We start from the raw sequence: 13,392 nt of genomic DNA on the forward strand, positions 1-13,392 counted from the left end.
GGCTCAGGTCCGGCCAGGGAGGAAAGTGCCCTCAACCCAGTCGGCTAGCGCATCGAGCCAGCCGTCGTGGTCGAGCCGGAAGAGGGGGAAGGGGAGGCCATCGACCGCGTGGTCCGAGACCATCGCCCGCCAGGCGGCCGCGTTGCCGAGCGACGGGTCAAAGAGCGGCGCGTCGTGCGCGGCCCGGCGGAAGACCTCCACCTTGGGCAGGTCTGTCGCCTTGAACCCTTCGCAGAGCACGAGGTCGGCGTCCATCATGTGGCGCTCGACGACCTCCTGCGGCGTCAGCGGCTGCTCCCAGCGCGCGACGAGCGCGAACTTGTCGGGAGAGATCATCGCGACGCGCTCCGCCTGTCCCTCGTGGTAATGGCGGTACGTGTCGGTGTTGACCGGGTCCATGTTGAACGTGTGCGACCCGTGCTTGATGGTCATCACGCGCACGCCGCGCCGGGTGAGCGCATCGGCGAGTCGCACGACGAGGGTGGTCTTGCCGGAGTTCTTCTTCCCGGTGATCGAGAGGAGCGGTGGCGTCATGGGTTGGGCACGGTTGGAAGGTCGTCCGGCGTGTTCACGTTGAAGAAGATGTGCGCCGGTTCGCCCCACTGCGACACCTCGGCGGCGCTCAGCCGGGCGGTGCGCACGTCGTCGTGGAACGAGACCACGCGCCGATCCCCCGCGTCGAGCCGCCGTTCAATGGCGGGCAGGCAGGCCGGGCCGTACCAGGCGCAGAGCGGCTCGACGCCGCGTCCCGACGTCTCGCTCTCCGGGACCACCGCATCGAACCCCTGCTCGCCGCGCGCGCGCAGCGCGCGCAGCAAGCCCTCGCTGGCATACGGCATGTCCCACGCGACCACAAGCACGGCCGCGCCGCGCGCGTGCGCGAGCGACGCGTGGAGCCCGCCCAGCGCGCCTTCGCCACGTCGCACGTCAACCTCCGTGCGCACGCCGGGGAGCCAGAGGCGCGCGTCGGGCGCGTTGGCCACGAGCAGGAGTTCGTCGGTCACGGCCCGCAGCGCGGTGGCGACGCGATCGATCATCCGGACGCCATCCACGAGCTGCAGCCCCTTGGGCAGTCCGCCAAACCGGGTGGCTCCGCCACCCGCGAGAATCACGCCCACGCAGTGCGTGCTCATCGCGCGGGGGCCATCAGTCGTGCACCGACCAGACCTGTGGCTCGCCCGACACGGCGCGACCGACCAGCACCATCCCCGCGGCCTTGGCGATGTCCACCGCCAATGAACTCGGCACGCTGGGCGTCGCCACCACGGACAGCCGGGCGCGCGCCGCCTTGAACGCGAGCTCACCGGAGATGCGCCCCGTCACGAGCAGGATCAGGTCATCCGGGCGCGTGCCGGCCATGAGCAGCGCGCCGAGCACCTTGTCCACCGCATTGTGACGGCCGATGTCCTCGGCATGCGCCAGCAGCGTCTCGCCGTCGGTCAGCGCGGCGGCGTGGATGCCGCCCGTCTCGCTGTACCGCGCCCCCTTCGCGAAGAGCTCCTTGAAGAGCTTGCGGGTGTGCGCGAGGTCGGGAATCGCCGGCGTCGTCGTGCGGCGCGGCACGCTCGAGAGCGAGCCGAGGATGGTCGTGACGGCGCCGCACCCGCTGGCGAGCACGCGGCGCCGCTCCGTTCCCTCCACCGTCTCGTAGCGCTCGCGCGGCACCTGCGCCCAGAATCCGGGTTCGAACGCGCAGGGACGCAGCGAGAGCAGGTCGGCCCGCGTGTCGATGTACCCCTCGCCGAACAGCCAGCCGACCACCAGCTCGGGGAGCTGGTCGGGCGTGCACATCCACGTGACGGCACTCTCGCCGTTCACCTCGAGCCAGACCGGCGTCTCCTCCACCGCGTCGAGTCGCGTCATGGCGCGCGCTCCGTCGTCAGTCCCGCACCCATTCGGCCCACAGCGTCGGACTCTCGGAGAGCCAGACCCGCGTCACCTGGGCGCGTGCGCCGAGGGCTCCCTGCACGCGCTCGGCGATGAACGCGGCGAGATTCTCGCAGCTCGGCACCAGCCGTCCCTCGGCGAATTCCGGCACGTCCAGGTTGATGTTGCGATGATCGAACCGCTCCATCACCTCGCGCGCGAGAATGTCATCGAGGACGGCGAGATCCACGACGAACCCGGTGACCGGATCCACCGCGCCGCCGACGGAGACATCACACGTGTAGGTGTGGCCGTGCCACGGCAGGCGGGAACACTTGCCGAAGACCTCGAAGTTGCGCTCGTCGCTCCACTCCGGCCGCCGGTAGCGATGCGCGGCGGCGAACGTGACGCGGCGCGTCAGCGAGAGAGCCGGCACGGGGTCAGCGGAAGAGATGGTAGGCGAGTCCCAGCGACCAGAGATGGTTGCCCATCCACGGCGCCTTGCCGCCACTGACCAACGGTTTGCCGCCGTCCGACGGCTTCTCCCGGTACTCGGGCGGGTACTGCAGCTGCCAGATGTAGTTCGTGAAGTCGACACGCGGCTCCCAGCGCCCGTCGGTGTGGTACCGCACACCGAGGCCATACGTGAACATGAACCGCGTGCCGAAGCGGTAGCCGCCCACGTCCGGGGTGCCCCGGAAGTCACTGGCGACGCCGACACCGCCCGACACGACCGGGACCATCCGATGCCAGCTCTTCTGGCCCGTGATGTTCAGCGCGATGCCGAGATCGGCGGTGAGGAGCTGGCTGTTCTGGTCCCCGACGTAACGCGACGCCGCCGGGTTGAGCGGACGCAGGATCCGCCGTGAGGTGGGCGCCGAACCGAATCGCGCCACCAGCGCCACCGGTCCGCCGATGCGCAGGTCGTAGCGCACGCCGGCCAGCCATCCCGGCTGCGGACCCACGCCCGCTTCGTCCTTGCCCGTGTCGAAACCGCCGGTGAAGACGGCCAGCGACTGCTTCCACGGCAGGTCACGGTATGGGCTCTTGGCGGGTTCGTACCCCACCTGCGCGACCGCGGGGGCGGCCGCCAGCGTCAGCACAAACAACGCAGCGCGCAGTCGCATCACGTCAGGCTCCCTGGATTCGAAGGTCCTTGCCGGTCATTTCCGGCGGCTGCGGCACGCCCAGCATGCCCAGCACGGTCGGTCCCACATCACACAGCGCGCCGCCCGATCGCAGCGCCAGCTGGGTGTCGTCGTCAACGTATAGCAGCGGCACCGGATTGGTGGTGTGCGCCGTGTGCGGCCCGCCCGTTGCCGGGTCGAACATCATTTCGCAGTTCCCGTGATCTGCCGTGATCAGCAGGCGGGCCCCCGCCTTCGCCGCGCTCTGCACGACGCGCGTGAGCTGCTGGTCCACCACCTCGCAGGCCTTGATCGTCGCCTCGAGATTGCCGCTGTGTCCCACCATGTCGCCGTTGGCGTAGTTGCAGAGCGTGAACGGGTGGCGCTTCTCCTCGATGGCCGCGCAGAGCACGTCGGTGATGCCGGCAGCGCTCATCTCCGGCATCAGGTCGTAGGTCGCCACCTTCTGGCTCGGCACGAGGATGCGCTCCTCGCCCGCGTACGGCACTTCGTTGCCACCGTTGAAGAAATATGTCACGTGCGGGTATTTCTCGGTCTCCGCGGTGCGCAGCGTCGTCAGGCCATGCTCCTGCAGCACCTCCGCCACGATCTTCGCCATCGAGAATGGCTCGAATGCGATGGGAAGGCCGAAGGTCTGGTCGTACTGCGTCATGCACGCCACGTGCACCGGCGGCCGCTTCCCGGTTTCGAAGCCGGAGAACCCCTCGATCGCGATCGCACGGATGATCTGCCGCATGCGGTCGGAGCGGAAGTTCCACATGATCAGCGCATCGCCGTCGCGCATCGGCGCCACGGCGGCGCCGTCGGCGCCGAGCACCACGGCCGGTTCCATGAACTCGTCGGTCACGCCGCGGTCGTAGTTCGCCTGGATGAATGCCAGCGGATCGGTGGTCGACGGCCCCACGCCCTGCACGGCCGCGCGATACCACGGCTCGATGCGATGCCAGCGCTGGTCGCGATCCATGCCGTAGTAGCGGCCGCCGATGCTGGCGATCCGTGCCCGCCCCTCGGTGCGCGCCGCGAGGTCGCGCGTGAAGCCCAGCGCGCTCGTCGGCAGCGTGTCGCGTCCGTCGAGCAGGCAGTGCAGCGCCACGCGCCCCACGCCCTGGCGCGCCGCGAGGTCCACCAGCGCGATGGCATGTTCCTGATGCGCGTGCACGCCGCCGTCGCCCACCAGCCCCATGAGATGGAGCGTGCCGCCGCTGCGCCGCACCTGCGCGCAGGCGGCAAGGAAGGCGCTGTTCTTGAAGAACGTGCCATCCTCGATGGCCGCGGTGATCCGCACGAGATCCTGCATCACCACCCGGCCGGCGCCGAGATTCAGGTGGCCGACCTCACTGTTTCCCATCTGGCCGGTCGGGAGGCCCACCGCGCGGCCCGACGCCTCCAGCAGGGTGCGGGGCGCCTTCGCCCACAGCCGGTCCCAGGTAGGGGTGTGCGCGAGGCGGACGGCGTTCCCTTCGGTGCTCTCCCGGTAGCCCCATCCGTCGAGTACCACGAGAACGACCGGACGGTCTATGCGCGACGTCATCTTGGCTGAGCTCAGAGACGGGTGATATGTTCGGCAGTATGCGTGACCCAGGGAAAACTAGCCGCGGTCACGCCCCCCTACCAGCGATGCGACCTATTCGTTCCCTCCTGATTCTCCTCTGCGCGGCGCCGCTCTCGGCGCAGACCGCGCTCATCTCCGATGCCACCGTGCGTTCCGCGCCCGGCGGCAGCGTCATCGCGCTGCTCAAGGAGGGCGCGACCGTGACGGTCGGCCCCACGCGGAACGGCGCCGTGGCCGTGACGTTCACGGGCTGGATTGACGGCTCGCGCCTGGGTGGCGCGCGCGATTCGTTCCCGGCGCACCTCTCCGGCAACATCGCCATGCGCTTGCGCTCGGCGCCGTCGGTCAAGGGCGTGATCCTCGGCGAGGTGCGCCCCAACGCCGGCCTGTTCACCGAAGGCAAGCAGAAGTCGTGGGTGAACGTGCGGCGCAGCGGCTGGGTGGATGCGAAGGTCCTTCCGGCGGGCGCCGGGGCTAAACGGGACGCGCCCGCCGCGGGGCGAACCACCACACCGCCCGCGGCCAAGGCGCCTCCGCCCGCCAAGGGAACGACCGCGCGGGAGAAGGCGGCAGCAGCTCCCCCGAAGCCGGTGACGAAGGCGACCGCTCCCCCGCGAGCGCCCTCGCAGTCTGCGGCGCCGACCACGGAGGAGGCCCCGGCTATCGAGTTGCTTCCGGAGGGCGCGATGCGCGTGGCGCGCACCGCCATCGCGCGCAACGCGCCGAACGGCGCGGTGGTGGGTCAGATCGGCGGCGGCACCTACGTGGTCCCGCTGGCGCGGTCGCGCGGCTGGGTGCGCGTGCGCGCCGAAGTGTGGGTGCAGGAACGCGATGTGGTGCCGGCCGACTCGTCGTTCGGCTCGTCGCTGAGCGCCGCCGACCTGCGGGCCGATCCCGACGGCACCCGCGGCAAGACCGTGCGCTGGGAAGTGCAGGTGCTGGCTCTCCAGTATGCTGATCCGCTGCGCCGCGACCTCGCCGTCGACGAACCGTACTTCCTGGCGAAGGGCCCCGGCACCGAAGATCAGCTGCTCTACCTGGCCATTCCGCCGTCGCTGCTCGCCGAGGCGCGCTCCACGCAGGCGCTGACCCGACTGCTGATCACGGCGCGCGTACGCACCGGGCGGTCGCAGCCCGTCGGCATTCCCGTCCTCGACATTCTCTCGTTCGCGCGGCAGTGATTCCGGTCGAGACCGGCTGGCGGTCGTTGTGGCGTGAGCACCCGCGGCTTATGCGGCTCCTCTGGTGGACGTTTGCGGCGTCGCTGGCCGCGGCGGCGGTCTTCACGTGGCGGACGTCAGAATACCGGCGCGAGGTGCGTGCGCTGCGCGTGGGGATGAGTGGCATCGAGCAGGTGAAGACCGATCTCGCGCTGTCCTCCGACGCCAAGCGCCTGCAGGTGATGATGGCGCTCGCCGTCCGGCAGGCGCGCACCGCCGGCGATCTCCACATCGCCGTCTCGGTGGACAGCGGCATGCTCCACCTCGAACAGCACGGCGCGGTGCTGCGCAGCGCCGCTGTGGCCGTCGGAGCCGATGGCTGGGAGCGCGCGGCCGGCGACTCCATCCCCATCGCCTCGCCGCGGGGCGTGCGACGCGTGGAAGAGGTGCGCGGTGACTCGCTCGTCGTGCTCTCGGGCGGAGCGACCATCTATCGCGGCGATGCGTCGCGGCCGGCACGCGCCGGCAGCGTGCGCATCGGCGCCGCCGACCTGAAGTCGATCCTGCCCAACCTGAAGGCCGGTTTGCCGGTGTACTTCTACTGATGATGACCGAGCAGCGAGCGTCTCGCGGGTTCTTCGCCAGTGGAGGTCCGGTCGCCTGGTTGAGCGTGGCCGCTGCCATTGCAGCGGTCGTGCTCGCGGTCGCGCAGTTCGAGGAAGCGCGCGCGGCGAAGCGTGAACGCGACCTCACGCAGGCGGTCTACAACGACAACGCCGACATCCTCGCGACGGTGCGCGCACAGGCGGCTTCGGCCGGAGATTCACTCGACCGTGTGCTCGCGGCCTCCCCCGACTCACTCGGCGACCAGCCGTACATCGTGATCAGCATCTCCGAGAACCGGCTCTGGTACAAGCGCGGTCCGACGGTGCTGTTCAGCACGCGCGTCGCGACCGGGACCGGCAAGTACCTCGAGCGCGCCGGCGGGTCGCGGTGGAAGTTCGAGACGCCGCGCGGACGGCTGGTGGTGCTCCGCAAGGACGTGGATCCCGCGTGGGTCCCCCCCGACTGGCATTACATCGAGGCCGCGCGCAAGGCGGGCAAGCGGCTGCGCCGGCTGGAGCGCGGCCAGCAGATTTCCGCCGCCGGTGGCGCGGTGATCACCGTTACGGGCAATGACGTAGTCACGCGCTATCCCGACGGGCACGAAGTCCCCTTCGAGGTCATGGAGGGGAAGGAGATCGTCGTGGGTCGCGACCTGATCATCCCGCCAATGAACACCAACCAGCGCCGGTATGCCGGGGTGCTCGGGGTGAACCGTCTCTACCTCGGAGACGGATACGGCATCCATGGCACGGATGCGCCCGCGAGCATCGGACGCGGGGCGAGTCACGGCTGCGTGCGGGTGCGGAACGAGGACATCGAGACCCTTTTCCGGATCGTGCCGGTGGGGACGCCGGTGTACATCTACTAGCTCGGACAAGACGGAACGGGGAGGGGGTGGAGGCTCAGGGACGGGGTACGAGAGGCGGAACGAGGATGGAAATCACCGCGCCCCGCGCTCGTCCACTCTCGTTCCTGCACTCGTCCCCCCTCGCCAAGCCTCTACCCCCTCCCCGTTCCACAGCAGTTTCGGGAACCCATAGCCGTAGGGTCGGGTAGGGACTATTTTCCGGAGTCCCACGTCCCGCCGCAGGCGCCCCCCGCGCGCCGCGGCGCAGTCGTCTCCCGTCCCGAGCATCAGTGATCAGTCCGCGCCGCCTGCTTCCTGCCTCCCTCGTCGTTGCCTCGCTCCTGGCAACGGCGGGCGTGGCGTCGGGACAGATGGCCGGAGCGACTCCGCCAGCGACGGTAGAGGCGACCGCGGCCGACACGATCTTCGGCCGCAGCGGGCGCCTCCTGGCCCGGTTCTTCGCGCCGCCGCGCTCCATGGAAGTGGAGCCCATTGCCCGGCTGTTCGGCCGTCGCGAGCAGAAGAGCAGTTCGACGCTGGCCGTCACCGATTCCACCAGCGGCCGCAACCTGTCGCTCATCACGCTGCTCCCCTTCACGGAGAAGAAGAACGGCCGCGTGGGCGACTACCACATCGGCCGCTTCCCGCAGGAGAAGGGACGCCTCCGCTCGGCGTCGTACGTGAACCCCGATGGCTTCATCGAGGTCACGGCCGAGAACAAGGACACGCCGGTCTCCGAGCATTTCCGGCTGGGGGACTTCCTCACGCATGACCAGCAAAATGTCTGGCCCAAGTACCTCGTGCTGCGCGAGGATCTGGTGGACAAGCTGGAGCTCGTGCTGGTGGAGCTGCAGCGCCGCGGGGTTGATGCGCAGCACCTGCGCGTCATGAGCGGCTTCCGGTCGCCGCAGTACAACCGCCGCACGCGGGGGACCGCGCAGGACAGCCGGCATCAGTTCGGCGACGCCGCGGACATCCTGGTGGACAACGACGGCGACGGCCGTCTCGACGACCTCAATCACGATGGCCGCGTGAACTCCAAGGACATCCGCATCATGGCCGATGCGGTCGAGTCGGTCGAGCGCCAGTACCCAGAACTGGTCGGCGGACTCGGTGTCTATCGAGCGACGCGAGCGCGGCAGCCCTTCATCCATGTGGACACGCGCGGGGTGCGTGCGCGCTGGGGGCGGTTCTAGCAGTGACCACACCCGGCCAGTCCGCCGACGGCGGATTTCGGGCCGGATGGTGGGCGCTGCTGCTCGGGGCGCTGGCGCTCGTCGGTGCCATTGTCCTGATGCTCCATCCGCCGAACCTCCTGCTCGCCTCGCCGTTCGCTCGCGAGGAACGCGCGCCGTCGGTCTCGGCGTCGCCCGCCGTCTTCGGGCGCAGCGGGCAAGTGCGGGTGCAGCTCGTCCTTCCCAGCGAGCGCTTCGACTTTCCCCTCGAAGTCCGCGGCGATCCCGGCGGCCTCGGGTATAGCTGGGTACGGGCGCAGGACAGCGCCGTCGTCACGCCGTCGCAGCCGCTGTTCGGTGCCACCGTGGTCGCCCCCGGCTTCTCCGGCTTCTACCGGCTCGAGGTCGAGAGTGAGACCGGACACCGCATCGTGGACTCGGTCCTCGTCGCGGTGATGGTGCCGTACTCCGCCAAGATTGGGCAGGCGCTCAACGGCTACCGCATCGGCAACTATCGGTCAGGGATCGACGGCGACGCGCCGCCGCCCCCGCGCGGCTTCGTCGAGGTCACCCCGCAGTCGGTCGACCTCGCCGTGAGCAAGCACATGCGCCTGTCCGACTTCGTCACCCACGACGAGCAGCAGGACCAATGGCCCAAGTACGTGGCGCTCGATCCTCGCGTGCTCGACAAGGTGGAGCTCGTGATTGCCTATGTCGGGGCGTTCCGCGGCGGGCGCGACCAGAAGGTGAATGTCGACGTGCACTCCGGCTTCCGGTCGCCAGTCTACAATCGACGCGTGCCGCGCGCGGCGCGCGACAGCCGCCACCAATACGGCGATGCCGCTGACCTCGCCATCGACGCCGACGGCGATGGACGCGTCACCTGGCGCGATGGCATGTTGGTCTCGCTGCAGGTGGAGCAGGTCGAACGCGATTTCCCGCAGTACGTCGGCGGCCTCGGCCTCTACGGTAACCAGAATGGCGTGCCGTACGTACACATTGATGTGAGGGGGAAACGGGTGCGTTGGAAGCAGTGATGGCAGATGGCAGATGGCGGATGGCAGAAGTAGGAGGCCTCAAGCTGTCAGCCATTCGTCCCCTGCTGCACCGCCCGCCGTATCCGCCCTCCGCCATCTGCCCTCTGCCATCTCTATCCGCCACACCGATCCATGAACCCCTCCCTGCGCGACCGCATCGCTCGAAGACTCGACGCCCTCTCCGATGAGCGCGGCTACCAGATCCTCGACTACGTCGAATTCCTCGAGTCGAAGTACGCCGAGCGACAGGCGCCGCCGCCGAATGTCTTCACGCGCTTCGCCGAGGGGATTGAAGACACCATGCGCGCCGGTCGCGTCTCCACCACGGCCATTGCGCAGACCATGGATCTCATGAACAAGGCGATGGGGGTGCTCAGCGGCGTCACCGCGGCCGGTTCGTCGCTCGCCAATGATCTCGTGACTACGGCCACGCAGATCACCTCAAACCCGTTGCAGAAGCCGCTCGTGTCGCCCATCGCGCCGGGGAATGCAGCGGCGGGGGGGCCCTCGGCCAGCGAGCCCGCCGCGGCGGCCGGCCAGAACGCCGCCGCGTCGCCAGCACCCGCCGCGCCACCCGCCGCGCCACCCGCCGCGCCACCCGCCGCAACAGGGAACCAGCCCAAGCCCTAGACCACCGGGGGCGTGGACGCTACAATTCGCTATGGCAACCATGTTTGTCCCACCAACGGCCCGCACCGGAGCATTCCGGCTGCGGGCCGTCGCGCATTAGCAAGGCCCTCTCTATGACCAGTCCACGCATTCGGGACGATCAGGCCCTCACGTTCGACGACGTCCTGCTCTCGCCCGCCCATTCGCTCGCGCATCCCAAGCACGTCAACACCGCCTCACTCTTCACGCGGGGCATTCCCCTGAACGTGCCGCTCGTCTCGGCGGCCATGGATACCGTCACCGAAAGCGAGATGGCCATCGCGATGGCGCGGGCCGGCGGCATCGGGGTGCTGCACAAGAACATGTCCATCGACCGGCAGGCAGCCGAGGTGGATCGGGTGAAGCGATCGGAAAGCGGAATGATCCTGCATCCGATCACCCTGCAGCCCGACGCCAACCTGCGCGAAGCCGTCGCCCTGATGGCCAAGTTCCGCATCTCGGGCGTTCCGGTCGTGGATGCCAGTGGCACCTTGGTGGGCATCATCACCAACCGCGACTTGCAGTTCGAGCGCGAGCTCGACCGCCCGCTGCGCGAGGCGATGACCAGCGAGCGGCTCATCACGGCTCCGCAGGGGACAACGCTGGACGAAGCCGAGAAGATCATGGGCAAGCACCGCATCGAGAAGCTCCCGGTGGTCGACGCGGCCGGCAAGCTGATCGGGCTGATCACGGTCAAGGACATCCACAAGCGCCGCCAGTATCCGCATTCCAATAAGGACCAGCACGGGCGCCTGCGCGTCGCCGCCGCGATCGGCGCGGCCGGCGACTTCATGGACCGGGCACGGGCGCTGGTGGACGCGGGCGTGGACGTGCTGATCATCGACACGGCACACGGCCATTCGGAAGGGGTGCTGCAGGCCACCGCGCAGGTGCGTCAGGCGCTGCCGCAGGTGCAACTCGTGGCCGGCAACGTGGCCACGCGCCAAGCCACTGCCGCGCTCGTCGAGCGGGGCGTGGACGCGGTGAAGGTGGGCGTCGGCCCGGGCTCGATCTGTACCACCCGCGTGGTGGCTGGCGTTGGCGTCCCCCAGCTGACGGCGATCATGGACGCCGTTGCCGGGGCGGGGGACGTGCCGATCATCGCCGACGGAGGCATCAAGTATTCGGGCGACATCGTCAAGGCGCTCGCCGCCGGCGCGTCGTCGGTCATGATGGGTTCGATGCTGGCGGGAACCGAGGAGAGCCCGGGCGAGTCGTTCCTCCTCGAGGGCCGCCGCTTCAAGATGATCCGCGGCATGGGTTCGCTCTCCGCGATGCAGGACGGGAGCGCCGATCGCTACTTCCAGGACGGCGAACTCGGCGCCAAGAAGCTCGTCCCCGAGGGCATCGAGGGGCGCGTCCCGTACAAGGGACCCGTCGGCGATGTCCTCTTCCAGATGGTCGGCGGTCTGCGCAGCGGCATGGGATACGTGGGCTGCGAGAGCATCGCCGCGCTGCGCACGCGTCCGACGTTCGTTCGCATCACCACCGCTGGCCTGCGCGAGTCGCATCCGCATGACGTGACGATCACTCGGGAAGCTCCGAACTACAGCGTGTGAGCCGGGTGATGGCAGATGGCGGATGGCGGGTGGCAGAGGCGGGGCGACACCCACGGGTGCCGCCCCGCGCATTTTTCGGTTCGATGCCGCTTCGGCCCAGCGTCCAGGTTCCGTCGCGCGTACATTAACGTCCTACATCACGCATTGACGCAGGCCGATGCGTGACCACAGCTTGTTCCGGTTGCATTGTCGATTCCACCGCGGAGCCCAGTGGCATCCGCCGTGCCTTACTACCCACGGAGAACCGCATGGGCCTTCTCGTCAAGAAGCCGATGTCCATCCTGATGCAGGAAGCGAGCAGCGAGGGCGAAGATTCCCTCAAGCGCTCGCTCTCGGCACTCAACCTGACAGCCCTCGGCATCGGGGCGATCATCGGCGCGGGCATCTTCGTGCTGACCGGAACCGCGGCCGCGACGCACGCGGGCCCGGCCATCGTCCTTTCGTTCGTCTTCGCCGGCCTCGGCTGCGCCTTCGCGGGCCTGTGCTACGCCGAGTTCGCCTCGATGATCCCGATCGCCGGCTCCGCGTATACCTACGGGTATGCGACGCTGGGCGAGTTCTTCGCGTGGATCATCGGATGGGACCTGATCCTCGAGTACCTGTTCGCCGCGTCCACCGTGGCGGTGGGCTGGGCGGGCTACTTCTCGCGCATCATGAATGACCTCGGCTTCCCGATTCCGGCGGCGCTGGCCAACGCGCCGTACCGGGTGGAAGGGACGCACACGCTGGTTCGGACGGGCGCGATCATCAACCTGCCCGCGGTGGTGCTCGTGCTGGCGCTGACGGCGCTGCTGGTGGTCGGCATCAAGGAGTCGGCGCGGTTCAACAACTTCATCGTCGCGGTGAAGCTGGGGATCGTGCTGCTCGTGATCGGCTTCGGCTTCATGTTCGTGAACCAGGCCAACTGGCATCCGTTCATTCCGGCCAAGGAAGTCGTTGACGCCGCCACCGGCGCCACCCGCTTCGGCTGGTCCGGCATCTTTGCCGGCGCGGGCGTGATCTTCTTCGCGTATATCGGTTTCGATGCGGTCTCGACGGCCGCGCAGGAAGCCAAGAATCCCCAGCGCGACCTGCCCATCGGCATCATGGCGTCGCTGGTCATCTGCACCATTCTCTACATCCTGATGGCGCTCGTGATGACCGGCCTGACGCCGTTCAAGAACCTGGCGGTGCCGGATCCGGTGTACGTGGCGCTCGACGCCGCGGGGCCGGGGCTCGCCTGGCTCAAGTACCTCACGACCATCGGTGCGGTTGCCGGCCTGGCGTCGGTGGTGCTGGTGATGCTCATGGGCCAGCCGCGCATCTTCTTCGCGATGTCGCGCGACGGCCTGCTCCCGCAGCTGTTCGGCAAGGTGCATCCCAAGTTCCGCACGCCGTACCTCTCGACGATCATCACCGGCATCGTAGCCGCCGCGGTTGCCGGCGCCTTCCCGATCGGCCTGCTCGGCGAGCTCGTTTCGATCGGCACGCTGCTGGCGTTCGTCATCGTGTGCGCCGGCATCCTCGTGCTTCGGTACGTGCAGCCCGAGCTGCATCGTCCGTTCCGCACGCCGCTGGTGCCGTTCGTGCCGGTCGGTGGCGTGCTGGTCTGCGGCTGGCTGATGTGGAACCTCCCCCGCGACACGTGGGCCCGCCTGCTCATCTGGATGGGCCTCGGCCTGGTGATCTACTTCACCTACGGACGCAAGCATTCCAAGCTGCAACAGGCCCAGTAGGCGGCGGGATCGGTTATCTTTGCGGCGGCGCCCGGGACTCCGGGCGCCGCCGCGTCGCATCACGAGATGCCGGCGCCCC

14 protein-coding genes are annotated in these 13,392 nt (G+C 69.0%); 8 read left to right on the forward strand and 6 right to left on the reverse strand.

Annotated features, from left to right (window positions below; translation table 11 throughout):
• Positions 1 to 3: 3 nt before the first annotated feature.
• The 6 genes from mobB to gpmI are packed head-to-tail and all read right to left on the reverse strand — an operon-like array spanning position 4 to position 4,545.
• Positions 4 to 534, reverse strand: coding sequence for a molybdopterin-guanine dinucleotide biosynthesis protein B (gene mobB / locus VGJ96_00705; GenBank protein HEY3285620.1), 531 nt, complete (start codon positions 532 to 534; stop codon positions 4 to 6).
• On the reverse strand, positions 531 to 1,133 hold the full coding sequence (locus VGJ96_00710; GenBank protein ID HEY3285621.1) for a molybdenum cofactor guanylyltransferase: 603 nt from the start codon (positions 1,131 to 1,133) through the stop codon (positions 531 to 533). The genes mobB and VGJ96_00710 overlap by 4 nt, the downstream gene beginning before the upstream one ends.
• A 13-nt stretch (positions 1,134 to 1,146) precedes the next feature.
• Entirely contained in the window at positions 1,147 to 1,863 is a 717-nt protein-coding gene (locus tag VGJ96_00715) for a formate dehydrogenase accessory sulfurtransferase FdhD (GenBank protein ID HEY3285622.1), read from the reverse strand.
• A gap of 16 nt (positions 1,864 to 1,879) precedes the next feature.
• Entirely contained in the window at positions 1,880 to 2,302 is a 423-nt protein-coding gene (locus tag VGJ96_00720) for a 6-carboxytetrahydropterin synthase (GenBank protein HEY3285623.1), read from the reverse strand.
• Positions 2,303 to 2,306: 4 nt separating this feature from the next.
• A complete protein-coding gene (locus VGJ96_00725; GenBank protein HEY3285624.1) occupies positions 2,307 to 2,996 on the reverse strand; it encodes a hypothetical protein in 690 nt (229 codons plus the stop codon).
• Between the two features lies 1 nt (position 2,997).
• Positions 2,998 to 4,545 carry a 2,3-bisphosphoglycerate-independent phosphoglycerate mutase gene (gene gpmI / locus VGJ96_00730; protein ID HEY3285625.1) on the reverse strand — a complete coding sequence of 516 codons (1,548 nt, stop codon included), beginning with the start codon at positions 4,543 to 4,545 and terminating at the stop codon, positions 2,998 to 3,000.
• An 86-nt stretch (positions 4,546 to 4,631) separates the two neighbouring features.
• Between gpmI and VGJ96_00735 the strand changes: the two genes are divergently transcribed.
• From VGJ96_00735 to VGJ96_00770, 8 genes are all read left to right on the forward strand, one after another.
• A complete protein-coding gene (locus tag VGJ96_00735; protein HEY3285626.1) occupies positions 4,632 to 5,747 on the forward strand; it encodes a hypothetical protein in 1,116 nt (371 codons plus the stop codon).
• A 50-nt stretch (positions 5,748 to 5,797) separates the two neighbouring features.
• Positions 5,798 to 6,331, forward strand: a complete 534-nt coding sequence (locus VGJ96_00740) for a hypothetical protein (protein HEY3285627.1) — start codon at positions 5,798 to 5,800, stop codon at positions 6,329 to 6,331.
• Positions 6,332 to 6,333: 2 nt separating this feature from the next.
• Positions 6,334 to 7,200, forward strand: coding sequence for a L,D-transpeptidase (locus VGJ96_00745; protein HEY3285628.1), 867 nt, complete (start codon positions 6,334 to 6,336; stop codon positions 7,198 to 7,200).
• Between the two features lie 269 nt (positions 7,201 to 7,469).
• Positions 7,470 to 8,375: a DUF882 domain-containing protein gene (locus VGJ96_00750; protein HEY3285629.1), complete on the forward strand. Its 906-nt coding sequence runs from the start codon at positions 7,470 to 7,472 to the stop codon at positions 8,373 to 8,375.
• A gap of 2 nt (positions 8,376 to 8,377) precedes the next feature.
• Entirely contained in the window at positions 8,378 to 9,391 is a 1,014-nt protein-coding gene (locus VGJ96_00755) for a D-Ala-D-Ala carboxypeptidase family metallohydrolase (protein ID HEY3285630.1), read from the forward strand.
• 132 nt (positions 9,392 to 9,523) lie between these two features.
• Entirely contained in the window at positions 9,524 to 10,021 is a 498-nt protein-coding gene (locus VGJ96_00760; GenBank protein ID HEY3285631.1) for a hypothetical protein, read from the forward strand.
• Between the two features lie 113 nt (positions 10,022 to 10,134).
• A complete protein-coding gene (guaB, locus tag VGJ96_00765; GenBank protein HEY3285632.1) occupies positions 10,135 to 11,598 on the forward strand; it encodes an IMP dehydrogenase in 1,464 nt (487 codons plus the stop codon).
• Positions 11,599 to 11,846: 248 nt separating this feature from the next.
• Positions 11,847 to 13,313 (forward strand): amino acid permease, encoded by a 1,467-nt coding sequence (locus VGJ96_00770; GenBank protein ID HEY3285633.1) that lies wholly within the window; start codon positions 11,847 to 11,849, stop codon positions 13,311 to 13,313.
• Positions 13,314 to 13,392: the final 79 nt, after the last annotated feature.

This window comes from Gemmatimonadaceae bacterium (assembly GCA_036504815.1).
Classification (GTDB): Bacteria; Gemmatimonadota; Gemmatimonadetes; order Gemmatimonadales; family Gemmatimonadaceae; genus PNKL01.

Excerpts from the sequence above, each read along its gene's own strand:
- mobB (HEY3285620.1), bottom strand. The coding sequence starts at position 534 with ATGACGCCACCGCTCCTCTCGATCACCGGGAAGAAGAACTCCGGCAAG.
- VGJ96_00710 (HEY3285621.1), bottom strand. The coding sequence starts at position 1,133 with ATGAGCACGCACTGCGTGGGCGTGATTCTCGCGGGTGGCGGAGCCACC.
- VGJ96_00715 (HEY3285622.1), bottom strand. The coding sequence starts at position 1,863 with ATGACGCGACTCGACGCGGTGGAGGAGACGCCGGTCTGGCTCGAGGTG.
- gpmI (HEY3285625.1), bottom strand. The coding sequence starts at position 4,545 with ATGACGTCGCGCATAGACCGTCCGGTCGTTCTCGTGGTACTCGACGGA.
- VGJ96_00735 (HEY3285626.1), top strand. The coding sequence starts at position 4,632 with ATGCGACCTATTCGTTCCCTCCTGATTCTCCTCTGCGCGGCGCCGCTC.
- VGJ96_00740 (HEY3285627.1), top strand. The coding sequence starts at position 5,798 with ATGCGGCTCCTCTGGTGGACGTTTGCGGCGTCGCTGGCCGCGGCGGCG.
- VGJ96_00745 (HEY3285628.1), top strand. The coding sequence starts at position 6,334 with ATGACCGAGCAGCGAGCGTCTCGCGGGTTCTTCGCCAGTGGAGGTCCG.
- VGJ96_00760 (HEY3285631.1), top strand. The coding sequence starts at position 9,524 with ATGAACCCCTCCCTGCGCGACCGCATCGCTCGAAGACTCGACGCCCTC.
- guaB (HEY3285632.1), top strand. The coding sequence starts at position 10,135 with ATGACCAGTCCACGCATTCGGGACGATCAGGCCCTCACGTTCGACGAC.
- VGJ96_00770 (HEY3285633.1), top strand. The coding sequence starts at position 11,847 with ATGGGCCTTCTCGTCAAGAAGCCGATGTCCATCCTGATGCAGGAAGCG.